The following is a 22,704-nucleotide window of genomic DNA, read 5'->3' on the forward strand; positions in this document are numbered from 1 at the left end:
CGTAACACGCGCCGGAAAGAACCGATTTTCGCTGATCATCGGTCGGGAGTGACAGGATGGGGGCAGTCCCTCTTGGAGGTCCGTGGTGAAGCGTCAGGCGTACGAACCGATCCTGATCACCGACGCGGCCCGCAGCCAGGGCGATCAGCTCAACAGCCGGCAGCGGCGCTACATCGTGATGATGGCCATCCGGGTGGCGTGCGTGATCGCCGGCGCGATCCTGGTCGGCGCGCAGGCCCCCATGCTCTGGCTCTGGCTGCCGCTGTGCGGCCTCGGGATGGTGCTCATCCCGTGGCTGGCGGTGCTGCTGGCCAACGACCGGCCGCCGAAGGAGCAGCACCGGCTGGCCAACCGGTTCCAACCCCGCAACCGGGACGAGACCCCGCCGATGAGCCTGACCGCCGACGAGCGCCCGTACAAGGTCATCGACGCCGAGCCCTGACCGGCCCGGCCGGGACCCGGCGCGTCCGGGGTCAGGAGGCGGGTCGGGCCCCGACCGTGGAGACGGCCAGCGCGCCGAGGTCGCCGGCCCGGTCCAGCGCCTCCCTGGGGTTGGCCCCGGCCAGCCAGGCGGACAGCAGCCCAGCGGCGAAGGCATCCCCGGCCCCGGTGACGTCGGCCACGGCCACCCGCCGCGCCGGGGCGACACTGACCGTCGCCGTCCGGTCGGCCCAGACCGCCCCGGCCGCGCCCCGCTTGACCACCACCCGCCTCGCCGTCGCCGACAGTGCCCTGGCCTGCGCCGCCGGGTCCAGCCCGCCGGCCAGCACGGCCGCCTCGTCGGCGTTGACCAGCAGCAGGTCGACGCCGCGTACCCAGGCCAGGAAGGACGCCGCGCCGACCCGTCGCAGCGGCGCCGCAGACGCCGCGTCGACGCTGATGCTGAGCCCGCGCTCGCGCGCCGCGGCCAGCGCGCGCAACCCGGCCCCGCGCGATCCGTCGTCGAGCAGGGTGTACGCGGACAGGTGCAGATGCCGCGCGTCCGGCGCCCCGGCCAGGGCCCGCTCCACGTGCCCGGCGGTGAGCCACAGGTTCGCGCCCCGCTCGGTGACCATCGTGCGCTCCCCGTCGCCGGTGAGCACGATGACGGTGCCGGTGGCGCGGCCCGGGTGCCGCTCTACCGCGCAGTCCACGCCGGCGCGCTCCAGCTCGCCCACCCGGTCGCGTCCCGCGTCGTCGTCCCCGACCGCGCCGACCATGGTCACCGGGACGTCCTGGGCGGCGAGCCAGGCGGCGGTGTTGGCCGCCTGCCCGCCGCCGCCGACCCGGATGGCGGCCGGGGTGTCCGAGCCGGTCGCCAGCGGCCCGCCGAGCACCGCGACCACGTCGGTGATCAGGTCGCCGACGACGACGACGCGGGACGGAGCGGTCATGCGGCGGAGTCCCCGCGGTGCGCCGCGGCGACCGCGATCCGGGCGGCGAGGTCGGCGTTGCGCAGGATGATCCGCACGTTCACCGTGAGGCTGGCGCCGGCGGTGGCGGAGTGGAAGTGGGCCAGCAGGTACGGCGTCACGGCCTTGCCGGTCACCCCGTCGCGCTCCAGCAGGGCCAGGCCCTCGGTGAGCGTCCGGTCGTGCAGGGCCGGGTCGAGCTGCTCGTCGACCGGGAGCGGGTTGGCCACGAGCAGGCCGCCGGAGTGCACGCCGTGCCCGACCCGGGCTGCCAGCACGTCGGCGACCTGCTCCGGGGAGTCGACCGACCAGTCCAGGTCGAACCCGGCGTCGGTGAGGTAGAAGCCGGGGAATCGCCGGGTGCGGTAGCCGACGACGGCGACGCCGAGGGTCTCCAGCCGCTCCAGGGTGGCCCCCACGTCGAGGATCGACTTGACCCCGGCGCAGACCACCGCGATCGGCGTCCGGGCCAGGGTGCCCAGGTCGGCGGACTCGTCGAAGGTGTGCGCGGCCTCCCGGTGCACCCCGCCCAGCCCGCCGGTGGCGAAGACCCCGATTCCCGCGGCGGCGGCCACCGCGCTGGTGGCGGCTACCGTGGTGGCTCCGTCCGCCCCGGTCGCGGCGGCCACCGCCAGGTCGCGGACGGAGAGCTTGCTCACCCCGTCGACGGTGGCGAGCCGGGTCAGCTCCGCGTCGTCCAGCCCCACCACCAGCTGGCCGGCGACCATGCCGATGGTCGCCGGGACAGCGCCGGCGTCGCGTACCGTCTGCTCGATCTCGCGGGCCACCCGCAAGTTGTCCGGCCGGGGAAGGCCGTGCGACACAATGGTGCTCTCCAGGGCGACGACCGGGCGGTGCTCGCGCAGGGCGGTTGCCACCTCGGCGCCGAGACGAACGTGGAAGTTATTCACATCTACTACGTTACGGGCTCGCGCGCGGGTGGCCTGCGGTGGACCCGGTCAGGCCGACCTGTCAAACTGGAAAGTTGGAGGTGCAGTCGTGAGCACAGAGGTTCTTGAGCGTCCGGAACTGAAGGACGCCGACACCGGTCCCGAGATGTTCCACTACGTCCGCAAGGAGAAGATCGCCGAAAGTGCCGTCATGGGCACCTTCGTCGTCGCACTGTGCGGGGAGAAGTTTCCGGTGACCAAGGCGGCCAAACCGGGCTCGCCGGTCTGCCCGAAGTGCAAGGAGATCTACGAATCCTGGCGCGAGTGACCGTGGGCGGCCGGAACGGCCGCCCACGTAACCTTCGTCGGTGACCACCTCCACCGCCCTGCTCCTCGCCGACCTGACTGGAGTGGCGGTCTTCGCCGCCTCCGGCGCCTCCGCAGCGGTGGTCAAACGGCTCGACCTGTTCGGCGTCGCCTTCGTCGGCTTCGTCGCCGCGCTCGGCGGCGGGATCTTCCGCGACCTGGTCATCGGCGAGGCGCCCCCGCTGGCCTTCGCCGACTGGCGGTACGCCGCCACCGCCGCGGTCACCGCCGCCGCCGTGTTCTGGCTGCACCCCCAGTTCGCCCGGCTGCGCACCACCGTGCTGGTCCTCGACGCCGCCGGCCTCGGGCTGTTCACCGTCACCGGCACCCTCAAGGCGCTCGACGCCCAGGTCCCGCCGGTCGGGGCCTGCCTCATCGGCATGCTCACCGCCATCGGCGGCGGGCTCGCCCGGGACCTGCTCACCGGCGAGATCCCCGTGGTGCTGCGCCGGGAGATCTACGCGGTGGCGGCTCTCGCCGGCTCGATCGCAGTGGCGGCGCTCCACGCGTCCGGGCACGCCGGCGCTGCCGGGCTGACCGCCGCGGCGGTGTTCGTCTTCGCGCTGCGCCTGATGGCGCTGCGGCGGCGTTGGTCCGCCCCGGTGGCCACACTCCGCCCGCCCCGCACCGGTACCCGCGACCCACACCTCTGACTCAGGGTGATGACGGGGATGCCCTCGGTGGGGTGTCGAGCGGTGCGGATGTGACCAGCGTGGCGTCGCCTGGGCCGACCGGCGCGCGCTGGTTATGCTGACTCGGCCTTCGCGGCAACCGATGCGCGAGGGCCTTTTTCATGGGCGGCGGTACCCGTGGCCCTCGGCCGGGGTCCGCCGTCGTGGCGGTCGGAGAGGAGCCTGACGCGTGGCAGCCCGGACGCCGGCGCTCGAGACGTTTCCACCACTGCGCGCCTGGCAGCGCAAGGCGCTCGTGGAGTACCTGCGACGACGTAGCGAGGACTTCACGGCGGTCGCCACCCCCGGGGCCGGCAAGACCACCTTCGCCCTGCGGATCGCCGCTGAGCTGCTCGCCGACGGCACCGTCGAGGCGGTCACCGTGGTCGCTCCCACCGAGCACCTGAAGAGCCAGTGGGCCGAGGCCGCGGCCCGGATCGGCATCCAGCTCGACTCGGCGTTCCGCAACGCCGATCTGCACTCCTCCGCCGACTTCCACGGAGCCGTCGTCACGTATGCGCAGGTCGGCATGGCGCCCCAGGTGCACCGGCGGCGCACCATGACCCGCCGCACCCTGGTCATCCTGGACGAGATCCACCACGCCGGCGACTCCCGGACCTGGGGCGACGGCGTGAAGGCGTCGTTCGAGCCCGCCGTGCGCCGGCTGATGCTGACCGGCACGCCGTTCCGCTCCGACGACAACCCGATCCCCTTCGTCACCTACGAGCGGGGCGGTGACGGTCTGCTCCGCTCCCGCGCCGACGTCGTGTACGGCTACTCCGACGCGCTGCGCGACAACGTGGTCCGGCCGGTGCTCTTCCTGGCGTACTCGGGGGAGACCCGGTGGCGGACCAACGCGGGGGACGAGCTGTCCGCCCGGCTGGGCGAGCCGATGACCCAGGACCTGATCGCGCAGGCCTGGCGCACCGCCCTGGACCCGGCCGGCGACTGGATGCCGCAGGTGCTGCGGGCCGCCGACGCCCGGCTGACCGTGCTGCGCAACGCCGGGATGACCGACGCCGGCGGGCTGATCATCGCCAGCGACCAGCAGACCGCCCGCTCGTACGCGCGCCTCATCGAGCAGACGACCGGCGAGAAGGCCACGGTGGTGCTCTCCGACGACCAGGGCGCGTCCGCCCGGATCGCGACGTTCGCGGAGTCCGGGCAGCGGTGGATGGTCGCGGTCCGGATGGTCTCCGAGGGCGTCGACATCCCCCGGCTGGCGGTTGGTGTCTACGCCACCAGCGCCAGCACGCCGCTCTACTTCGCGCAGGCCATCGGGCGGTTCGTCCGGGCCCGCCGCCCGGGGGAGACCGCATCGGTCTTCCTGCCCAGCGTGCCGCATCTGCTCGGGCTGGCCAGCGAGATGGAGGCCGAGCGGGACCACGTGCTCGGCAAGCCGAAGGACCGCGAGGGCTTCGACGACGACCTGCTGGAGCGCGCGCAGCGTGACGACCAGGCCAGCGGGGAGCTGGAGAAGCGGTTCGCCGCCCTGTCCGCCACGGCCGAGCTGGACCAGGTGATCTTCGACGGCGCGTCCTTCGGCACCGCCGCCCAGGCCGGCACCCCCGAGGAGGAGGAGTACCTGGGCCTGCCCGGGCTGCTCACCGCCGACCAGGTCTCCCTGCTGCTCACCAAGCGGCAGGCCGAGCAGTTGGCGGCCCAGCGCCGCCGGGCCGTCGACCGGGCCGCTGAGCAGGCCCCGGTGGCCACGGTGGCGCCCCCGCCGCCGATGAGCGCGGCCCAGCGTCGGGTGGCGCTACGGCGGCAGCTGAACGCCCTGGTGGCCTCCCGGCACCACCGCACGGGCCTGCCGCACGGCAAGATCCACGCCGAGCTGCGCCGCCTCTGCGGCGGCCCTCCGAGCGCCCAGGCCACCATCGAGCAGCTGGAGGAACGCATAGCCACGGTCCAGACCCTCTGACCGACCCCGGCCCCTGCAGAGGGCTCCGCCGGTGCCGATGGGGGCCGTGGGCGGGTTGGGCGGAAGTGGTGCCCGAAGTGCCGAAAAGCCGGCCGGAGGGCCCCTGTGGGGCACCTCCGGCCGGCAATGTCGGTGTGGGGTCTACGCGGTCTCAGTTCGCCATAAGATCGGCGCCACGCCAGCTGAACTCGGGGTCCGTCGCGTACCGCACGGTGATCTTCACGAGATCCTCCGCGTACTTGTTCGCGTGGTGCCCACAGAACACCAGCTCGCTCCCGCCCGCCAGAGTGATACGGAGCTTGCCGGCAGCGTTGCAGCGGTCGCACCGTTCATCGGCGGCTGGGGGAGCCACCGTCTCGTGCGGCGGCGTGAGGGTCGGGGTCATCGCCTTCCTCCTCTGGTCGTCACCGATGAACAATCTCTTCGGTCGTTGCTCACCTATCGTGCAACACCCAACTCGGGCCCTGCCTTCCCTGTGTGCCCGCGGGGGACCGAGGTCACACATGGCAGCAACAGTGTGCCGTGCACCAAGGGTGCCACGTCAACGATCACAATCGTGCAACCGGCCGATCACCATCGGGTGTTGTACGTCTGGTGATCAAACCGACACGGCTGGTTGACGCGGCGGGCTCAGTCCAGGTAGTCACGGAGTACCTGTGAACGGGACGGGTGACGCAGCTTCGACATCGTCTTGGACTCGATCTGCCGGATCCGCTCCCGGGTCACCCCGTAGACCTGGCCGATCTCGTCCAGCGTGCGCGGCTGGCCGTCGGTCAGGCCGAAGCGGAGCCGGACCACGCCCGCCTCCCGTTCGGAGAGGGTCTGGAGCACCTGCTGGAGCTGGTCCTGCAACAGCGAGAAGGAGACGGCGTCGACCGCGACGACGGCCTCCGAGTCCTCGATGAAGTCGCCGAGCTGGCTGTCGCCCTCGTCACCGATGGTCTGGTCGAGCGAAATGGGCTCCCGGGCGTACTGCTGGATCTCCAGCACCTTTTCCGGTGTGATGTCCATCTCCTTGGCCAGCTCCTCCGGGGTGGGCTCGCGGCCCAGGTCCTGGAGCAGCTCGCGCTGGATGCGGCCGAGCTTGTTGATGACCTCGACCATGTGCACCGGGATGCGGATGGTGCGGGCCTGGTCGGCCATCGCCCGGGTGATCGCCTGCCGGATCCACCAGGTGGCGTACGTGGAGAACTTGTAGCCCTTGGTGTAGTCGAACTTCTCCACCGCCCGGATCAGGCCCAGGTTGCCCTCCTGGATCAGGTCCAGGAACGCCATCCCGCGGCCCGTGTAGCGCTTGGCCAGCGACACCACCAGCCGGAGGTTGGCCTCCAGTAGGTGGTTCTTCGCCCGCTCGCCGTCCCGGGTGATCCAGCCAAGGTCGCGGACCATGTCGCGGACGAGCTTCTCCTCGCCCTCCTCGGCGGCACGCAGCCGCTCGGCGGCATAGAGGCCCGCCTCGATCCGCTTGGCGAGCTCCACCTCCTGCTCGGCGTTTAGCAGGGGCACCTTGCCGATCTGCTTGAGGTACGCCCGGACGGAGTCGGCGGAGGCGGTCAGCTCGGCGTCGCGGCGCGCCTGCTTGAGCGCCTCGGACTCCTCGTCGTCCCACTCGAAGTCGTTGTCGGTGGCGGAACTCGCGGCGTCGGACGCGGCGGCCCGGGCCAGCTCGGCCGGCTCCTCGACCACCACGTCCTCAATCTCGGCGGCGAGTTCCTCCGGGTCGATCTCGCCCTCGCCCTTGGCCTTGCCGGCGGGCTTGCCGGCGGCCGCGGCGACGGTCGCCTTGGTGGCCCGGGTGGACTTCGTGGCCTTCGCCGGGACGGCCGCCTTGGCGACCGCCTCGGTGGTGGCCTTGCGCGCGGCGACCTTGCGGGGCTCCGGGGTGGCCTCGTCGGCGGCGGAGGCCTGTTTCTGGGCCGGCGCGGCGGCCTTCTTGGTGGTCTTGGCGGTGGTGGCACGGGACGCCGGGGTGGCCGACCGGGCGGCGGCGACTCGGCGGCGGGGGCCGACCGAGCCGTCCACGACCACGGTCACCCCCGCTTCCGCGAGCGCCCGCAGGATCTTCTTGGCCTGGGCCGGAGTCACCTCGGCGGACTCGACGGTGCGCGCGAGCTGGGCCGACGTGAGCTGGCCACCGGCGCTCTGCGCGTGGGCGATCAGGGTGTCGGTGAGCGAGCGAACGTCGGCGCCGGTCTGGCGGGGTTCTGTCACGAATGACCTTCCGGAGGCGAAAAGCGAGCACGGCCGGGTTGTCCGGCGCAGCGCGGGACACGGTGCCGGACGATTTGGTTGAGGGACCCCCGTGTCCCGGGCCGGCCGGTCGTCGGCGGTCCGTGGCGCGTGGGCAGGGGTGAATTGTAACGCCGTCTGCGGGGATCATCCTGCGCCGCACTGCGTACCGGCGGTTGGGACCGCTGATTCGGCGTAGATGTGGACTTCGTAAGGATGATACCGGCGTGCCAAGCGGGGGATCCCGCCTGCCGAGGCCGGCGGTGAGCCGGCTGCGCCCGAACTGCCGGTCGGCGCGACGCTCGCGGGTCGACCGCAGTGGCGGAGGCGGCGGCGGGCGCGGACGCCACGGCCGGGGAGTTAGGCACTTAGCGGACAATACCAACTACAACCGGACGTGCCGGTCAAACTCTGCCCTCAAGGTGCGAGGTGGGCGACAGCGCGGCAACTGGCCCCGTTCCCAGGATCCGGGCGCCGTCCGCGACCCGGTCCCTGACCGTGGAGGAGCTGCGCCGGACCTGGTGGCGGTTCGGGTTGCTGGCATCTGAGGCAGCGGGCACAGTTCCTCCAGGACGTCACACGGTGTCGGCAACCGTTGATCTTCGTGGCCTCTGCCCGTACTTCATCCATCCGCCCGGGCCGGCGTGCGGGAAGGGAGCGAACCATGACCAGTTCGACGCCGACGCCGGGGGAACTTCTCAAAATCGCGATCGACGTGGCTCGGGATGCGGCGGACACCGCGTACCGGATGCGCGCCGAGGGGGTCTTCGTCGCCGCGACCAAGTCCACCGTCACCGACGTGGTCACCGCCGCCGACCGGGCGGTCGAGCGGCAGGTCCTCGACGCGCTGGCCACGCTCCGCCCCGACGACTCGGTGCTCGGCGAGGAGTACGGCGGGGGCGCGGCCGGCGAGGCGAGCAGCGGGGTGCGATGGATCGTCGACCCGATCGACGGCACCGTCAACTACCTGTACGGGCTGCCGTACTGCGCGGTCTCGCTGGCCGCCGAGGTCGACGGCGAGGTGGTCGCCGGGGTGGTGCGAAACGTGTTCACGGGCGAGGAGTGGACGGCCACCGTCGGCGGCGGCGCCTGGCGTGCGGGGGAGCGGCTGCGCTGCTCGACCGAGACCGACCTCGGCCAGGCGCTGGTCGCCACCGGGTTCGGCTACGACCCGAGGCGGCGGTCGCACCAGGCCCGGGTGCTCGCCGAGCTGATCCCGCACGTGCGGGACATCCGCCGGCAGGGCGCCGCCGCGCTGGACCTCTGCCTGGCCGCCGAGGGCCGGGTGGACGCGTACTACGAGAAGGGGTTGGCCGCCTGGGACCAGGCGGCCGGGGCGCTGGTCGCTGCCGAGGCCGGGCTTCGGGTCGGCGGGCTGGGTGGCCGACCGGCCGGGCCCGACCTGGTGATCGCCGCACCGTCGGCGCTGTTCGTGCCGCTGCACGACCGGCTGGCCGACCTGGACGCCTCGGGCGGGCCCTGACCGCCGGGTCACTTCTTGACGGGCATCGGGCACGAGCCGAGCGGCGCGACCGGGGCGCCCAGGTCGCCGAGGGCCTGGTTCACCTCGGTGGTGGTGGCCAACTGCTGGAAGCCGTTGCCCAGCACCACGTCGACGGTGTCGTCCTTGCGCTTGGCGTCGTACCCGTCCTCGGCGTTGTTGAGGAAGTACGCGCGCAGCAGGTGCGCGGAGCCGACGCCCTTCGGGCCGTACCGCAGCACCGCGACGTCGTCGATCTGCTTCTTCTCGTTGCTGAACTTCTTGACCTGGAACTGACGGTTGCTGAACTCGTCGGCGACCTGGGAGGCGAGGCCGGGCCGGTCTGTGCCGTTGAGTACGTTGATCTTCACGTCCTTGCGCTCGCGCAGGTTGATGTCCGCCAGCGGGGCGCCCTCGGGGCAGCCGCCGGCCAGTCCGGCCTCGCCCTGGGTGTCGCGAACCAGGGCGACGACCACGAAGACCAGGGCGACGACCGCCAGCAGACCGACGACAACGAGTGCTCGCACTCGCGCAAAACTCATCTGGGCGCTCCCCGGACGATGGGTGGGTGGCGGCGGCCGTCGGCGGTCAGGCCGCCCCGCCGGCCGTCGAGTACGCCGCTGAGGTTAACGGTTGTCCGGCCGTCGCGTGGAAACAGTCCGACATGCCGGCGCGCCAACCGGGAAGCGGGTACTACTACCCCTATCTTCGTGTCGCCTGAGTCACATTGGGAACAACTTCGACGGCTGGGGCGTACATCTGAGCCACGAGGGCGGTATACATGCCTCGCCAGAGGGGGGTAAGGTACCGCGCTCGCCGGGGTGCTTCTCTGGCTGCCCTGACCTGACCGGCCGTCGGGTCGGGTGACCGACACAAAATGGTGGCCGGCCAACGGAACCGAAACAGCGTCGCCCGGCGTTACAACCGGAAGCGACCATATCGATATGGGAGAGTGAGACCGATGGCCACCGACTACGACGCCCCGCGTCGCGACGAGGTCGACCTCGGCGAGGACAGCCTGGAAGAGCTCAAAGCCCGACGCGTCGACTCACAGTCGGGCGCCGTGGACGTCGACGAGGCCGAGGTCGCCGAGAGCTTCGAGCTGCCCGGCGCTGACCTGGCCGACGAGGAACTCACGGTCAAGGTGCTACCGATGCAGCAGGACGAGTTCCGCTGCGCCCGCTGCTTCCTCGTCCACCACCGTAGCCAGCTGGCGGTCGAGCGCAATGGCGAGCTGATCTGCCGAGAGTGCGTCTGACCCTGACTCGGGACACCGGCGGCGGCCTCCCAGACGAGGCCGCCGCTTCGGGAGTTGACACTTCCCGCCCGCCTGCCGGCGCTGACCCCGCCGGAGCCTCACCGACCGGTGTCGCCGCCGTGCGCCGGTGGCGGGAAGCTGCTTGACTCGTCACAGCAGCTTCCACCCACACCCATCGGGGAGGTCGGCGCATGGGCGAGCGCAGCGACGACGGCACGGGCGGAGGCCCGGTCACCGGCGGTCCGATCATGCCCGGTCCGACCATGCCCGACGCCGCTGAACGCGACGGGGGCGGGTCGGTCGGGGCCGAGCACGTCGCGGTCAGGCCGGACGCGGCGGCACCGGGTGCCGACCGGCGCGACGGGACCGGGCGCGACGTGCCGGACGACGGCCGGACCGAGATCGGCGCCACCGTGGCCGCGCTGACCGCCGACGACATCGAGCCGGCCCGGCGGCGGCAGCTGTTGACCCGGCTCGTCGGGCAGGTGCGCGTCCGAGGGCTCGCCGACCTGTTCAAGCCGACGGCCGCCGTGCGGTGGATGACCGACGCCGTCGCCGAGGTCGCCCCCCACGTGCCCGTTCGTGACCTGGCCACCCTGCGTCGGCACTTCCCGGGCCTGGACGACGAGGCGCTGGCCGACCGGCTGATCCGCAACGCCGCCCGGACGACCGCCGGGATCGGCGCGGCCGGCGGCGGGATCGCAGCCGTGGAGTGGACGGTCGCCCCCACGCTCCTGTCCGCGCCGGTGCTGCTGGCCGCCGAGACGGTGGCGGTCGTGGCCGTAGAGCTGAAGATGATCGGCGAGCTGCACGAGGTGTACGGCGCCCCGCTGCCCACCGGCGGCAGCCAGCGGACGGTGGCCGTGGTCCAGTCCTGGGCCGGCCAGCGCGGGATCAACCCGATGCTGCCCGGAGTGGGCGTCGGCGCGGTCCTCGGCACGGCGGCGCGTAAGGAACTGCGGGACACCCTGCTCAAGCGCTTCGGCCGAAACCTGACCACCCTCGGCCCGTTCCTGACCGGGGCGGCGGTGGCCAGCTACCTCAACCGGCGGGCCACCCGGTCCCTCGCCGACCAGCTCCGTGCCGACCTGCGCAGGCAGCGCCGGACGTTGCCCGGCGGCGGCAACACGCCCGCGCTGCCCTGAGCCGGCCCCGGCGGGATCAGGCGGCGGCGTCCTCCGGCAGGATCAGGCGGCGGCGTCGCGGGCGGCGAGGAGCGCCGCGGCGAGGCGTACCGGGTCGCGGGTGCTGACCACCCAGAACGGGGTGGGGTCGGCGGGGTCGTCGAGCACCACCTGCACCGCCCCGGAGATCCACGGGCGCTGGACCACGAAGGCGAGTGGGTCGGCCCCGACGCCGAGCACCTCGCGGCGGCCCGTGGCGTCCAGCGGGACGGCGTCGGCCACGAACCGCACCGGCAGCCGGGCGTCGTCGACCCGTAGCTCCCCGTCGGCCACCGCGACCCGGATCCGTCCCAGCCACCACAGGGCGGCCACCGCCGCCGGCAGCAGCACCACGAACGGCAGCCAGCCGCGCGCCCCGTCGGCGCCCAACCACAGCTCCAGGGCGAAGAAGCCGCCGAGCGCCAGACCGGCCAGCCAGGCCCACCAGGGCAGGCTGAGACGTTCCGCATAGGCGGTGGTCACGGCGGTGGCAGGGGGCGAGGACGGCGATCGGCTCACTCCTGCAAGGGTACGGCGCACGACCGGTGGTCGACCCGGCAGGATGGCAGGGTCACCCCGTGAACCGGACGGAAGAGGAAGACCGTGACCGACGACGTACCCGTGCCCGTACGGCTGCTCGATCCGGGGCTGCCGCTGCCGGCGTACGCCCATCCCGGCGACGCCGGGGCCGACCTGATGGCCGCCGCGGACGTGGAGCTGCCCCCCGGCGGGCGGGCCCTGGTCCCCACCGGCGTGGCGATCGCCCTCCCGGAGGGGTACGTCGGCCTGGTGCACCCCCGGTCGGGCCTGGCGGCCAGGCTCGGCGTGACGGTGCTCAACGCGCCCGGTACGGTCGACGCCGGCTACCGGGGTGAGATCCTCGTCAACCTGATCAACCATGATCGGAAGGAACCGGCGAAGATCTCCCGTGGCGATCGGATCGCGCAGCTCGTTGTCCAGCGGGTGGAGCGGGTCGATTTCCGGCCGGTGGCCGAGCTGCCGCCGTCCCGGCGGGGCGCCGGTGGGCACGGCTCGACCGGTGGACACGCCGGGCTCGTCCCGCCGTCGGCGGACCGGGCCAGCGGCCAGTCGGAAGAGGTGGCAGGGTGAGTGCGAACAGCGGAGGGTGGGCGCAGTGATCTTCTCCCGAAAGCGGGCCGGTGGCGGTCGGCAGGGCCGTGACGAGCGGGCCGCCGAGGTCCTGGACGGGCACGACGCCGAGGCGTCGGGGCCGGAGCGCGGCCCGTACGACGTCGCCGAGGCCCCGGACGGGGTGCAGCGGCTCGACCTGGGCAGCCTCCAGATCCCGGCGGTGGCCGACGTCGAGGTCCGCGTGCAGGCCGACCCGGAGGGCGTGATCCAGCAGGTCGTCCTCGTGCACGGCGAGAGCGCGTTGCAGCTCGGCGTCTTCGCCGCGCCCCGCTCCGACGGCATCTGGGACGAGGTGCGCGAGGAGATCCGCCAGTCCCTGTTCAACGACGGCGCTGCCGCCCAGGAGGTGCAGGGCGAGTACGGCCCCGAGCTGCGCGCCCGGGTCCGTACCCCGGACGGCCTGACCGACCTGCGGTTCGTCGGCGTCGACGGCCCCCGTTGGATGGTCCGCGGCGTCTTCCAGGGCGCCGCCGCCACCGACCCGGCCGCCGCCGGCCCGCTGGCCGAGTGCCTGGACGGGCTGGTCGTCGACCGCGGCCAGGAGGCCAAGCCGGTGCGCGAGCCGCTGCCGCTGCGGCTGCCCCGCGAGGTCGCCGAGCAGGCCGGCGAGCAGGCCGGCGAGGGCGGCCCCGGGGCCCCGGGCCCGATCGAGGCCTGACCCGACGTCCGCCCGTGCCCGGGCCGGCCCGTCGGCGCTTTGCCGGCGGCCCGTCCCGGGCGGCCGGGTGGTCTGCCCTGGCCGCCGCTCGGCGTACGCTGGCGGGACGGTCCGGCAGGCGCGGGGCCGCCCGGCGGAGGAGAGGGTGACGCGGAGGTCATGACGACCGACGAGGGCAGCAGGGTCTCGCTGCGGCGGCTCCTGCACCGGCTCACCGCGAGCGAGGCCGAGATCGAGGCGCAGGAGCTGCGCCGGGAGAGCGCGCAGTCCGGCGGCACGCCGGCCCGGCAGTGCACGCGCGGTCAGGTGGTCTCGGTCACCGGCAGGTTGCGTACCGTGGTCTACACTCCTCGGACCAACCTGCCCACCCTGGAGGCCGACCTGTACGACGGCAGCGACGTGGTGACCCTGGTGTGGCTCGGCCGGCGGCACATCGCCGGCATCGAGCCGGGGCGCCACCTGACCGCCCGAGGACGGGTGGCGGTGCGGGACGACCGCAAGGTCATCTACAACCCGTACTACGAGCTGGAGTCGCCGAAGTGACGGCGCGGACGCCGGGAACGGGAGAGACGCGATGACCACCGGACAGCACCGGACGACCGAACCGGGGACCGGCCCGGAGGACTCCGAGCGGCTGCCGAGCCTCGCCGAGCAGATGGCCGACCAGCTCGGCGGCTGGCGTGGGCTGGTCGAGTCCAGCATCCCGGTGGTCGTGTTCGTGATCGCCAACATCCTCGGCGAGCTGCGACCCGCGGTGATCGCCTCGGTGGCCGTGGGCCTGCTCATCGCCGGGCTGCGGCTGGCCCAGCGCCGGCCGGTGCGGCACGCGGTCAACGGCCTGTTCGGCATCGGCATCGGCGCGGCGATCGCCTGGCGCACCGGCGACGAACGCGACTTCTACCTACCGGGCATCCTCTACGGCATCGGGTACGGGCTGGCCCTGCTCGTGTCGGCGGCGATCCGGCAGCCCCTGGTGGGCTGGATCTGGTCGGTGCTGGTGGCCAAGGGACGCTCGGAGTGGCGGGACGACCCGCGCCTGGTGCGCACCTTCACCCAGCTGACCGTGCTCTGGGGCGTGGTGTGGCTGGCCAAGGTCGGCGTGCAGGCCGGGCTCTACCTCGCCCACCAGGACACCGCCCTCGGCATCGCCCGGCTGGCCCTGGGCTACCCGCCGTACGCGCTGCTGCTGCTGATCACGGTGTGGACGGTGCGCCGGGTGACCCGCGAGGCCGCCGCACCGGAGCCGCTGCCCGGGGCCTGAGCCGCGACCGGCCGCTCAGCGCGCGCCGCGGGTCCGCTCGACGCTGTCCGGGCCGAGGATCACAGAGCGGACCTCGTCCTCCACCTCGGCGGTGCAGACGAAGACCAACTCGTCGCCGGCCTCGATCGGGTCGTCCGGGCTGGGCACCAGCACCCGCTTGCCGCGCAGGATCGCCACCAGGGCGGCGTCCCGGGGGATCGGCACCGCGTGGATCGGCTGCCCCACGTACGGGGCGGTCGGTGGCAGGGTGATCTCCACCAGGTTCGCCTCGCCCTGACGGAACGTCATCAGCCGCACCAGATCGCCGACGGTGACCGCCTCCTCGACCAGTGCCGCCATCACCCGCGGCTTGCTCACCGAGACGTCGACGCCCCACTGCTCGGTGAACAGCCACTCGTTCTCGGCCCGGTTGACCCGGGCCACCACCCGGGGCACCGCGAACTCGGTCTTGGCCAACAGCGACACCACCAGGTTGACCTTGTCGTCCCCGGTCGCCGCGACCACCACGTCGCAGCCGGCGATGTTGGCCTCCTCCAGGCTGGCCAGCTCGCACGCGTCGGCGAGCACCCAGTCGGCGTCGGGCACCCGGTCCGGCCGCAGCATCCGGGGCTGACGCTCGATCAGCATCACCTGGTGGCCGTTGTCGATCAGTTCCTGGGCGATCGAGCGGCCCACGTTGCCGGCGCCGGCGATGGCGATCCGCATCTTCAGTGCGCTCCTTCCGGCGGGCTCCCCGCCGCCGACGTGACCGACGTCATGATGTCGTCGGTGACCAGCATGAAGACCTGGTCGCCCTCCTGCACGACGGTGGACCCGGTGGGCAACGTGCCGATGCCGAAGCGGGACAGGTACGCCACCCGGGCGCCGGCCGCCGCCTCGACGGCCCGCAGCGGCCGGCCGATCCAGTCCTTGTGCACCGGCACCTCGATGATCGACACGGTGCTGGTCGGGTCCCGGAAGATCTCCACGTTGCCCTCGGGGATCAGGTGTCGCAGCATCCGGTCGGCCGTCCACCGGACGGTGGCCACGGTGGGGATGCCCAGCCGCTCGTAGACCTGCGCCCGGCGCGGGTCGTAGATCCGGGCGGCCACCCGGGAGACGCCGAAGGTCTCGCGGGCCAGCCGGGCCGAGATGATGTTCGAGTTGTCGCCGCTGGAGACCGCGGCGAAGGCGTCCGCCCGCTCGATGCCGGCCTGCCGCAGGACCTCGCCGTCGAAGCCGGCGCCGGTGACGGTGGCGCCGGCGAAGCTCGGGCTGAGCCGGCGGAACGCGTCGGCGTCCTGGTCGATGACCGCCACCGAGTGCCCCCGGGACTCCAGGCTCTGGGCCAGGGTCGACCCGACCCGGCCGCAGCCCATGATCACGACATGCACGGTGTCCCTCCCAAGGTGCGCGCACCCGCCCGGCCTCGCCGGTGACCTGTTCGACTGCGAGCCTGCCACGTCCTGGTCGCAGGCGGGGGACGACGGTACCGCGCCCTCCCACGACCCCGCGCTCCGCCACCCCCGGCGACCGCCGGCCGGTGGTCGTACCCTTAGCGCTTGTGGCCAGTCCCACCTCGCTGCTGAAGCGGCTGCTCGTCGGTCGACCGTTCCGGTCCGACCGGCTTCAGCACACCCTCCTGCCGAAGCGCATCGCGCTGCCCGTCTTCGCCTCCGACGCGTTGTCCAGCGTCGCGTACGCCCCGGACGAGATCCTGCTGACGCTGTCCATCGCGGGCGCGTCGGCGTTCATCTTCTCGCCGTGGATCGCGCTCGCGGTGGTCGTGGTGATGCTGACGGTGGTGGCCAGCTACCGGCAGAACGTGCACGCCTACCCCTCGGGCGGCGGCGACTACGAGGTGGCCACGGTCAACCTCGGTCCCCGGGCCGGTCTCGCGGTGGCCAGCGCCCTACTGGTCGACTACGTGCTCACCGTCGCCGTGTCGGTCTCCTCGGGGGTGGCCAACCTGGGCTCGGTGGTGCCGTTCGTGGCCACCCACAAGGTGCTCATCGCGGTCAGCGCGGTGGTGGTGCTCACCGCGATGAACCTGCGCGGCCTGCGCGAGTCCGGCACCGCCTTCGCCATCCCGACGTACGGCTTCGTGATCGTGATCGGCGGGATGATCCTCACCGGCCTGGTCCGGGTGTTCATCCTCGGCGACGACCTACGCGCCCCGAGCGCCGGCCTGGAGATCCAGGCCGAGCACAGCGTCACCGGGTTCGCCCTGATCTTCCTGCTGCTGCGCACCTTCTCCTCCGGCTGTGCCGCGCTCACCGGCGTGGAGGCGATCTCCAACGGGGTGCCGGCGTTCAAGAAGCCGAAGAGCCGCAACGCCGCCACCACCCTGCTGCTGCTCGGCACCATCTCGGTGAGCATGCTGGTCGGCATCATCTGGCTGGCCCGGCTGACCGGGCTCCAGTTCGTCGAGGACCCGGCGCGGCAGATCCTCTCCGGCCCGGACGGGTACGTGCAGAAGACCGTCACCGCCCAACTCGGCGAGACGGTGTTCGGCTCCGGGTCGATCCTGCTGTACGTGGTCGCCGGGGTGACCGCGCTGATCCTCTTCCTGGCCGCGAACACCGCGTTCAACGGCTTCCCGGTGCTCGGCTCGATCCTCGCCCAGGACCGCTACCTGCCCCGGCAGCTGCACACCCGGGGCGACCGGCTGGCGTTCTCCAACGGCATCGTCTTCCTGTCCGTCTGCGCGGTGGTGCTGATCGTCGGCTTCCAGGCCGAGGTGACGAAGCTGATCCAGCTCTACATCGTCGGCGTCTTCGTCTCGTTCACGCTCTCCCAGGCCGGCATGATCCGGCACTGGAACCGGCGCCTGCGCACCGAGCGGGACGTCCAGGCCCGTCGCCGGATGATCCGGTCCCGGGCGATCAACACCTTCGGCATGGCGATGACGGGCGCGGTGCTGGTCGTCGTGCTGATCACCAAGTTCCTGCTCGGCGCGTGGATCGCCATCGTCGCGATGGCGCTGCTCTACGTGCTGATGCAGGCCATCCGCCGGCACTACGACCGGATCGCCGCCGAGTTGGAGCCGACCGAGGCCCGGGGCGTGCTGCCCGCCCGCAACCACGCCATCGTGCTGGTCAGCAAGCTGCACCAGCCGACCCTGCGGGCCATCGCGTACGCCCGGGCCACCCGGCCGGACACGTTGACGGCGGTGACGGTCAACGTCGACGAGAAGGACACCCGGCTCCTCCAGGCCGACTGGGAGCGCAGGGAGCTGCCGGTGCCGCTGACCGTGGTCGACTCGCCGTACCGGGAGATCACCCGGCCGATCCTCGACTTCGTGGCCAACACCCGCCGGGAGTCGCCGCGCGACGTGGTCACCGTCTTCATCCCCGAGTACGTCGTCGGGCGCTGGTGGGAGAACCTGTTGCACAACCAGAGCGCGCTGCGGCTGAAGGGGCGGCTGCTGTTCGAGCCGGGCGTGATGGTGACCAGCGTGCCGTGGCAGCTCGCCTCGACCGCCGGCAAGAACCTCGACCGATTGGACGCGACGCTGAGCCGGGGCCCCGCCCGCGGCCCCCGGGTCGCCCCACGCAGCACCCTGCCGCCGCCGGCGCCGCCGGTGGCCTCCGCCCCGCCCGGCGAGAGCACCCCGATCGAGGGAGACCAACGATGACCGCAGTGGACGTGGGCGACGGCGACCGGCACGGCCCGCTGGACACCGGGCTGCCGGACACCGGGCCGGGCGACACCGGGCCGGGCGACGGCGGGCCGGGCGACGGCGACCGGCGCGGGCTGGAGGAGGCCGAGCGGGTCGAGCTGACCGTCGACGCGGTCGCCCCCGGGGGGCACTGCGTGGCCCGGGTGAACGGCCAGGTGCTCTTCGTCCGGCACGCGCTGCCCGGCGAGCGGGTGGTGGCCGAGGTCACCGAGGTGCACCGCGGGTTCGTCCGGGCCGACGCGGTGACGGTGCTCGACGCCGCCCCGGAGCGGGTCGAGCCGCCCTGCCCGTACGCGGGGCCCGGCCGCTGCGGCGGCTGCGACCTCCAGCACGTCGCGCCCCAGGCCCAGCTCGACTGGAAGACGTCGGTGGTGCGCGAGCAGCTCAGCCGCCTCGCCGGACTCACCGACTCCGAGATCGACCGGCTCGGCGTCCGGGTCGAGGCGCTGCCCGGCGGGCCGCTGGGCTGGCGCTCCCGGGTCCGCTACGCGGTCGACGCCGCCGGCCGGGCCGGGCTGCTCAAGCACCGCTCGCACGAGGTGGTGCCGATCGACCGCTGCCTGATCGCCCACCCGGCGATCCAGGAGCTGCCGGTGCTCGCCCCGAGCGGGGCCCGCTGGCCCGAGGCGGACGCGGTGGAGACGGTGGCCTCCACCGGCGGCGACGTCACCGTCACGGCCCTGGCCGACGGGGTGCCCACCCCGGTCGACGGGCCGCCGGTGGTCCGCGAGGTGGCCGTCGGCCGGGACTGGACGCTGCCCGCGTCCGGCTTCTGGCAGGTGCACCCGGCCGCGGCGGACACCCTGGTCGACGCCGTGCTCGACCTGCTCGCCCCGAAGCCGGGCGAGTCGGCCTGGGACCTCTACGGCGGGGCGGGGCTGTTCGCCGCCGCGCTCGTCGGGCGGGTCGGCCCGGACACCCGGGTCACCGTCGTCGAGTCCGCCACGCCGAGCGTCGCCGCCGCCCGGGAGAACCTGCGGGACCTGCCCCGGGTCGAGGTCGTGGCGGCCCGGGTGGAGACCGCGCTGGCCCGCCGCCGGATCATCGGGCCGGTGGACCTGGTGGTGCTGGACCCGCCGCGCACCGGGGCGGGCGCGCAGGTGGTGCGGGACGTGCTGACCGCCTCCCCGCGCGCCGTGGCGTACGTGTCCTGCGACCCGGCCGCCTTCGCCCGGGACGTGCGGACGTTCGCCGAGGCGGGCTGGCGGCTGGCGGAGCTGCGCGGCTTCGACCTGTTCCCGATGACCCAGCACGTCGAGGTGGTCGGGCTGCTGCTGCCGCCGATCGCCGGAAAGTAGCCGGTCGTGCGGATCGTCGGGCTGATGTCGGGGACGTCCTACGACGGGGTGGACGTGGCCGCGGCGGAGTTCACGGCCGACGGGGACACCCTGCGGCTGCGTCCGTTGGGGTTCGCCAGCCTGGACCTCGACGACGGGCTGCGGGCGGAGATCGGGGCGCTGCTGCCGCCGAACCCGACCACGATCGAGGCAGTCTGCCGGCTGGACAACCGGCTCGGCGAGGTGTTCGCCGAGGCGGCGGCGCGCGGGGTGGAGCTGGCCGGCGGGCGGGTCGACGCGGTCGTCTCGCCCGGGCAGACCGTGTTCCACTGGGTCGATGGCGGCCGGGCGCGGGGCACCCTCCAGCTCGGCACGCCGGCCCGGGTGGCCGCGCGGGTGGGCGTACCGGTGCTGTCGGACCTGCGGTCGGCGGACGTCGCGGCCGGCGGGCAGGGCGCGCCCCTGGTGCCGGCCTTCGACGCGCTGCTGCTGGGCGGCCCGGCCGGGCCGCCCCGGGCCGCGCTCAACCTGGGCGGCATCGCCAACCTCACCGTGGTCGCGCCGGGCGCCCCGGTCCTCGGGTACGACGTGGGCCCGGCCAACGCGCTGCTCGACGCGGCGGCCCGGCGCTTCCTCGGCCGCCCCTGCGACCTCGACGGGGCCCGGGCGGCGGTCGGTCGGGTGCACGCCGGGCTGCTGGAGCTGCTGCTCGCCGAGCCGTACTACGCCGCCCCTCCGCCGAAGTCCACCGGCAAGGAGCTGTTCCACGCCGGCTACCTGGACCACCGGCTCGCCGCGCTCGGGGGGCCGGTGGCCGCCGACGACGTGCTGGCCACGCTGACCGAGCTGACCGCCCGGACGGTCGCCGCCGAGTGCGACCGGCACGGGGTGGCCGAGGTGGTGGCCGCCGGGGGCGGGGTGTGCAATCCCACACTCCGGGGTCGGCTGGCCGCGCTCGGCGAAGGCCGGTGGCGGCTGCGCGCCAGCGACGAGCTGGGGGTGCCGACCCAGGCCAAGGAGGCGTACGCGTTCGCCCTGCTCGGTTGGCTCTCCTGGCACGGCCTGCCAGGGGCGATCCCGTCGGTCACCGGGGCCCGGGAGGCGGCCGTGCTGGGCTCCTGGACGCCGTCCGGGCCGGCCCGCTCCGCGCCGCCGGTCACTCCGCCCCGACGGCTGGTGATCACGGCCTGACTGTCGTTCCGGTCAGGCGGCTGGTTGCCGGCCGGACTGCGGACTACCGGACGGCCGATAGACTCTTCGCTCATGAGCGTTGAAGAGGACACGGCCAACCACGGCCGGCTGCTGGGCACGGTGCGGGGTCCGCAGGACGTGAAGCGGATGACGGCCGAGCAGCTGGACATCCTCGCCGCCGAGATCCGCGACTTCCTGATCGCCAAGGTCTCCCGCACCGGTGGGCACGTCGGGCCCAACCTGGGCGTGGTGGAGCTGACCCTGGCGATGCACCGGGTCTTCGACTCCCCCCGGGACCGGCTCCTGTTCGACACCGGCCACCAGTCGTACGTGCACAAGATCCTCACCGGCCGGCAGGACGGCTTCGACAAGCTGCGCCAGCGCGGCGGCCTCTCCGGCTACCCGAGCCAGGCCGAGAGCGAGCACGACCTGGTCGAGAACTCGCACGCCTCCACCGCCCTGTCCTACGCCGACGGCCTGGCCAAGGCGTACGCGCTGCGCGGCGAGCAGCGCAGCGTGGTCGCCGTGGTCGGCGACGGCGCGTTGACCGGCGGCATGTGCTGGGAGGCGCTGAACAACATCGCCACCGCCGGCAACTCGCTGGTGATCGTGGTCAACGACAACGGCCGCTCCTACTCGCCGACGATCGGCGGCCTGGCCGACCACCTCTCCGCGCTGCGGCTCAACCCCGGCTACGAGAGGATCCTCGACACCGTCAAGGACGCCCTCGGCTCGACCCCGCTGGTCGGCCGGCCGATGTACGAGGTGCTGCACGCGGTCAAGAAGGGCATCAAGGACGCGGTCGCCCCCCAGGCGATGTTCGAGGACCTGGGCATCAAGTACGTCGGCCCGGTCGACGGCCACGACCGCGAGGCCGTCGAGTCGGCGCTGCGGGCGGCGAAGAACTTCGGCGGCCCGGTGATCGTGCACGCCGTCACCCGCAAGGGCTACGGCTACCGCCCGGCCGAGGAGGACGAGGCGGACTGCTTCCACGGCCCCGGCGCGTTCGACGTGGAGACCGGCAAGCTGGTCGCCGCCCCCTCGGTGAAGTGGACCCACGTCTTCGCCGACGAGCTGGTCGCGATCGCCGACTCCCGCCCCGACGTGGTGGGCATCACCGCCGCGATGGCCGAGCCCACCGGCATCGCCAAGCTGGCCCGCAAGCACCCCGGCCGGGTCTACGACGTCGGCATCGCCGAGCAGCACGCCGTCACCTCGGCCGCCGGGCTGGCCCTGGGCGGGCTGCACCCGGTGGTGGCGGTCTACGCGACCTTCCTCAACCGGGCCTTCGACCAGGTCCTGCTCGACGTGGCGATGCACAAGCTGCCGGTGACGTTCGTGCTGGACCGGGCCGGGATCACCGGCCCGGACGGGCCGAGCCACTACGGCATGTGGGACATGTCCGTCTTCGGGGTGGTGCCGGGCCTGCGCATCGCCGCGCCCCGGGACGCCGCGACCCTGCGCGAGGAGCTGCGCGAGGCGGTCGCCGTGGACGACGGCCCGACCATCGTCCGGTTCCCGACCGGCACCGTCGCCGCCGACCTGCCGGCCGTGCGCCGGGTCGGGACGGTCGACGTGCTGGCCGAGTCGGCGCGTACGGACGTGCTGCTGGTCGCGATCGGCTCGTTCGGGCAGCTCGGCATGGAGGTCGCCACCCGGGTCGCCGAGCAGGGCTACGGGGTGACCGTGGTCGACCCGCGCTGGGTCCGGCCCGTCCCCGCCGAGCTGGTCGAGTTGGCCGCCGCCCACCGCCTCGTCGTCACCGTCGAGGACGGGGTCCGCGTCGGCGGGGTCGGCGACGCCCTCGCCCAGGCGATGCGGGACGCCGACGTCCGGGTGCCGCTGCGCGACCTGGGCGTGCCGGCCGAGTGGCACCCGCACGGCACCCGCGCGCAGATCCTCGCCGACCTGGGCCTCACCGCCCAGGACATCGCCCGGGACGTCACCGGGTGGATCTCCCGCCTGGACGACCAGTCGATCGAGCAGGTCGGCCTGCCGACCGGCCGCGGAACCGCCGCGCAGAACTGAAAGAAAGGGGCACCTTCTTCACGCCGCCTGGCGTGAGAAGGTGCCCCTTCCTCATCGCGCCTGCAGGCCCGAAGCTCGCCGGGCGGGGTCCGGTGCCGGGCCGG

23 protein-coding genes are annotated in these 22,704 nt (G+C 73.4%); 15 read left to right on the forward strand and 8 right to left on the reverse strand.

The window, feature by feature from the left end; all coding sequences use genetic code 11:
• The first annotated feature begins 85 nt into the window (after positions 1–85).
• Positions 86–442 (forward strand): DUF3099 domain-containing protein, encoded by a 357-nt coding sequence (locus tag ACQPZO_RS08295; protein WP_433350876.1) that lies wholly within the window; start codon positions 86–88, stop codon positions 440–442.
• Positions 443–473: 31 nt separating this feature from the next.
• Here ACQPZO_RS08295 and ACQPZO_RS08300 read toward each other — a convergent pair whose 3' ends face one another.
• Positions 474–1,373 (reverse strand): carbohydrate kinase family protein, encoded by a 900-nt coding sequence (locus tag ACQPZO_RS08300; RefSeq protein WP_433348499.1) that lies wholly within the window; start codon positions 1,371–1,373, stop codon positions 474–476.
• Entirely contained in the window at positions 1,370–2,302 is a 933-nt protein-coding gene (locus tag ACQPZO_RS08305; protein ID WP_433348501.1) for a pseudouridine-5'-phosphate glycosidase, read from the reverse strand. The genes ACQPZO_RS08300 and ACQPZO_RS08305 overlap by 4 nt, the downstream gene beginning before the upstream one ends.
• A gap of 88 nt (positions 2,303–2,390) precedes the next feature.
• Here ACQPZO_RS08305 and ACQPZO_RS08310 point away from each other — a divergent pair, with 88 nt between their 5' ends.
• From ACQPZO_RS08310 to ACQPZO_RS08320, 3 genes are all read left to right on the forward strand, one after another.
• Complete coding sequence (locus ACQPZO_RS08310) at positions 2,391–2,609, forward strand: DUF3039 domain-containing protein (RefSeq protein WP_161688218.1); 219 nt, start codon at positions 2,391–2,393, stop codon at positions 2,607–2,609.
• A gap of 40 nt (positions 2,610–2,649) precedes the next feature.
• On the forward strand, positions 2,650–3,300 hold the full coding sequence (locus ACQPZO_RS08315; protein ID WP_433348503.1) for a trimeric intracellular cation channel family protein: 651 nt from the start codon (positions 2,650–2,652) through the stop codon (positions 3,298–3,300).
• A 208-nt stretch (positions 3,301–3,508) separates the two neighbouring features.
• Entirely contained in the window at positions 3,509–5,242 is a 1,734-nt protein-coding gene (locus tag ACQPZO_RS08320) for a DEAD/DEAH box helicase (RefSeq protein ID WP_433348505.1), read from the forward strand.
• Positions 5,243–5,393: 151 nt separating this feature from the next.
• Here the strand turns inward: ACQPZO_RS08320 and ACQPZO_RS08325 are convergent, their stop codons facing one another.
• Positions 5,394–5,627, reverse strand: a complete 234-nt coding sequence (locus ACQPZO_RS08325) for a DUF7455 domain-containing protein (protein WP_350885194.1) — start codon at positions 5,625–5,627, stop codon at positions 5,394–5,396.
• A 245-nt stretch (positions 5,628–5,872) separates the two neighbouring features.
• Positions 5,873–7,453 (reverse strand): RNA polymerase sigma factor, encoded by a 1,581-nt coding sequence (locus ACQPZO_RS08330; protein ID WP_433348508.1) that lies wholly within the window; start codon positions 7,451–7,453, stop codon positions 5,873–5,875.
• Between the two features lie 682 nt (positions 7,454–8,135).
• Here ACQPZO_RS08330 and ACQPZO_RS08335 point away from each other — a divergent pair.
• Positions 8,136–8,954, forward strand: coding sequence for an inositol monophosphatase family protein (locus ACQPZO_RS08335; protein WP_433348510.1), 819 nt, complete (start codon positions 8,136–8,138; stop codon positions 8,952–8,954).
• 8 nt (positions 8,955–8,962) lie between these two features.
• Here the strand turns inward: ACQPZO_RS08335 and ACQPZO_RS08340 are convergent, their stop codons facing one another.
• Positions 8,963–9,478 (reverse strand): LytR C-terminal domain-containing protein, encoded by a 516-nt coding sequence (locus ACQPZO_RS08340; RefSeq protein ID WP_433350878.1) that lies wholly within the window; start codon positions 9,476–9,478, stop codon positions 8,963–8,965.
• Between the two features lie 434 nt (positions 9,479–9,912).
• On the opposite strand from ACQPZO_RS08340, the gene ACQPZO_RS08345 reads away from it, so the two are divergent.
• Both ACQPZO_RS08345 and ACQPZO_RS08350 read left to right on the forward strand, forming a co-directional pair.
• Entirely contained in the window at positions 9,913–10,209 is a 297-nt protein-coding gene (locus ACQPZO_RS08345; RefSeq protein ID WP_007075406.1) for a DUF4193 domain-containing protein, read from the forward strand.
• A 263-nt stretch (positions 10,210–10,472) separates the two neighbouring features.
• Complete coding sequence (locus tag ACQPZO_RS08350; protein ID WP_433350879.1) at positions 10,473–11,354, forward strand: hypothetical protein; 882 nt, start codon at positions 10,473–10,475, stop codon at positions 11,352–11,354.
• Between the two features lie 42 nt (positions 11,355–11,396).
• On the opposite strand, the gene ACQPZO_RS08355 is transcribed toward ACQPZO_RS08350, so the two are convergent.
• Positions 11,397–11,891, reverse strand: coding sequence for a DUF3093 domain-containing protein (locus tag ACQPZO_RS08355; protein WP_433348512.1), 495 nt, complete (start codon positions 11,889–11,891; stop codon positions 11,397–11,399).
• Between the two features lie 84 nt (positions 11,892–11,975).
• On the opposite strand from ACQPZO_RS08355, the gene dut reads away from it, so the two are divergent.
• The 4 genes from dut to ACQPZO_RS08375 all read left to right on the forward strand — a co-directional run bounded on the left by dut (position 11,976) and on the right by ACQPZO_RS08375 (position 14,443).
• Positions 11,976–12,482, forward strand: a complete 507-nt coding sequence (gene dut, locus ACQPZO_RS08360) for a dUTP diphosphatase (protein ID WP_387016194.1) — start codon at positions 11,976–11,978, stop codon at positions 12,480–12,482.
• A 25-nt stretch (positions 12,483–12,507) separates the two neighbouring features.
• Positions 12,508–13,182 carry a DUF3710 domain-containing protein gene (locus ACQPZO_RS08365; protein WP_433348514.1) on the forward strand — a complete coding sequence of 225 codons (675 nt, stop codon included), beginning with the start codon at positions 12,508–12,510 and terminating at the stop codon, positions 13,180–13,182.
• Positions 13,183–13,341: 159 nt separating this feature from the next.
• Positions 13,342–13,725 carry an OB-fold nucleic acid binding domain-containing protein gene (locus tag ACQPZO_RS08370; protein ID WP_117666658.1) on the forward strand — a complete coding sequence of 128 codons (384 nt, stop codon included), beginning with the start codon at positions 13,342–13,344 and terminating at the stop codon, positions 13,723–13,725.
• Between the two features lie 31 nt (positions 13,726–13,756).
• Entirely contained in the window at positions 13,757–14,443 is a 687-nt protein-coding gene (locus ACQPZO_RS08375) for a DUF3159 domain-containing protein (RefSeq protein ID WP_396673334.1), read from the forward strand.
• Positions 14,444–14,458: 15 nt separating this feature from the next.
• Here the strand turns inward: ACQPZO_RS08375 and ACQPZO_RS08380 are convergent, their stop codons facing one another.
• Both ACQPZO_RS08380 and ACQPZO_RS08385 read right to left on the reverse strand, forming a co-directional pair.
• Positions 14,459–15,148 carry a potassium channel family protein gene (locus ACQPZO_RS08380; RefSeq protein WP_433348517.1) on the reverse strand — a complete coding sequence of 230 codons (690 nt, stop codon included), beginning with the start codon at positions 15,146–15,148 and terminating at the stop codon, positions 14,459–14,461.
• Positions 15,149–15,150: 2 nt separating this feature from the next.
• Positions 15,151–15,816 carry a potassium channel family protein gene (locus tag ACQPZO_RS08385; protein WP_433348519.1) on the reverse strand — a complete coding sequence of 222 codons (666 nt, stop codon included), beginning with the start codon at positions 15,814–15,816 and terminating at the stop codon, positions 15,151–15,153.
• Between the two features lie 170 nt (positions 15,817–15,986).
• Here ACQPZO_RS08385 and ACQPZO_RS08390 point away from each other — a divergent pair, with 170 nt between their 5' ends.
• The 4 genes from ACQPZO_RS08390 (at position 15,987) to dxs (ending at position 22,600) form a co-directional block, all read left to right on the forward strand.
• On the forward strand, positions 15,987–18,059 hold the full coding sequence (locus tag ACQPZO_RS08390) for an APC family permease (protein ID WP_433348521.1): 2,073 nt from the start codon (positions 15,987–15,989) through the stop codon (positions 18,057–18,059).
• On the forward strand, positions 18,056–19,402 hold the full coding sequence (locus ACQPZO_RS08395; RefSeq protein WP_433348523.1) for a class I SAM-dependent RNA methyltransferase: 1,347 nt from the start codon (positions 18,056–18,058) through the stop codon (positions 19,400–19,402). The genes ACQPZO_RS08390 and ACQPZO_RS08395 overlap by 4 nt, the downstream gene beginning before the upstream one ends.
• Before the next feature lie 24 nt (positions 19,403–19,426).
• Positions 19,427–20,572: an anhydro-N-acetylmuramic acid kinase gene (locus tag ACQPZO_RS08400; protein ID WP_433348525.1), complete on the forward strand. Its 1,146-nt coding sequence runs from the start codon at positions 19,427–19,429 to the stop codon at positions 20,570–20,572.
• 72 nt (positions 20,573–20,644) lie between these two features.
• Positions 20,645–22,600: a 1-deoxy-D-xylulose-5-phosphate synthase gene (gene dxs / locus ACQPZO_RS08405; RefSeq protein WP_433348527.1), complete on the forward strand. Its 1,956-nt coding sequence runs from the start codon at positions 20,645–20,647 to the stop codon at positions 22,598–22,600.
• The last annotated feature ends 104 nt before the right edge of the window (positions 22,601–22,704 follow it).

Origin of the sequence: Micromonospora sp. CA-111912 (genome assembly GCF_050948415.1) — a bacterium.
Lineage (GTDB): Bacteria > Actinomycetota > Actinomycetes > Mycobacteriales > Micromonosporaceae > Micromonospora.

What these genes read in the sequence shown, in the direction of transcription:
- ACQPZO_RS08380 (WP_433348517.1), bottom strand. Translation starts at nt 15,148, where the DNA reads ATGCGGATCGCCATCGCCGGCGCCGGCAACGTGGGCCGCTCGATCGCC.
- ACQPZO_RS08395 (WP_433348523.1), top strand. Translation starts at nt 18,056, where the DNA reads ATGACCGCAGTGGACGTGGGCGACGGCGACCGGCACGGCCCGCTGGAC.
- ACQPZO_RS08325 (WP_350885194.1), bottom strand. Translation starts at nt 5,627, where the DNA reads ATGACCCCGACCCTCACGCCGCCGCACGAGACGGTGGCTCCCCCAGCC.
- ACQPZO_RS08400 (WP_433348525.1), top strand. Translation starts at nt 19,427, where the DNA reads ATGTCGGGGACGTCCTACGACGGGGTGGACGTGGCCGCGGCGGAGTTC.
- ACQPZO_RS08350 (WP_433350879.1), top strand. Translation starts at nt 10,473, where the DNA reads ATGCCCGACGCCGCTGAACGCGACGGGGGCGGGTCGGTCGGGGCCGAG.
- ACQPZO_RS08370 (WP_117666658.1), top strand. Translation starts at nt 13,342, where the DNA reads ATGACGACCGACGAGGGCAGCAGGGTCTCGCTGCGGCGGCTCCTGCAC.
- dxs (WP_433348527.1), top strand. Translation starts at nt 20,645, where the DNA reads ATGAGCGTTGAAGAGGACACGGCCAACCACGGCCGGCTGCTGGGCACG.
- ACQPZO_RS08345 (WP_007075406.1), top strand. Translation starts at nt 9,913, where the DNA reads ATGGCCACCGACTACGACGCCCCGCGTCGCGACGAGGTCGACCTCGGC.
- ACQPZO_RS08300 (WP_433348499.1), bottom strand. Translation starts at nt 1,373, where the DNA reads ATGACCGCTCCGTCCCGCGTCGTCGTCGTCGGCGACCTGATCACCGAC.
- ACQPZO_RS08375 (WP_396673334.1), top strand. Translation starts at nt 13,757, where the DNA reads ATGACCACCGGACAGCACCGGACGACCGAACCGGGGACCGGCCCGGAG.
- ACQPZO_RS08335 (WP_433348510.1), top strand. Translation starts at nt 8,136, where the DNA reads ATGACCAGTTCGACGCCGACGCCGGGGGAACTTCTCAAAATCGCGATC.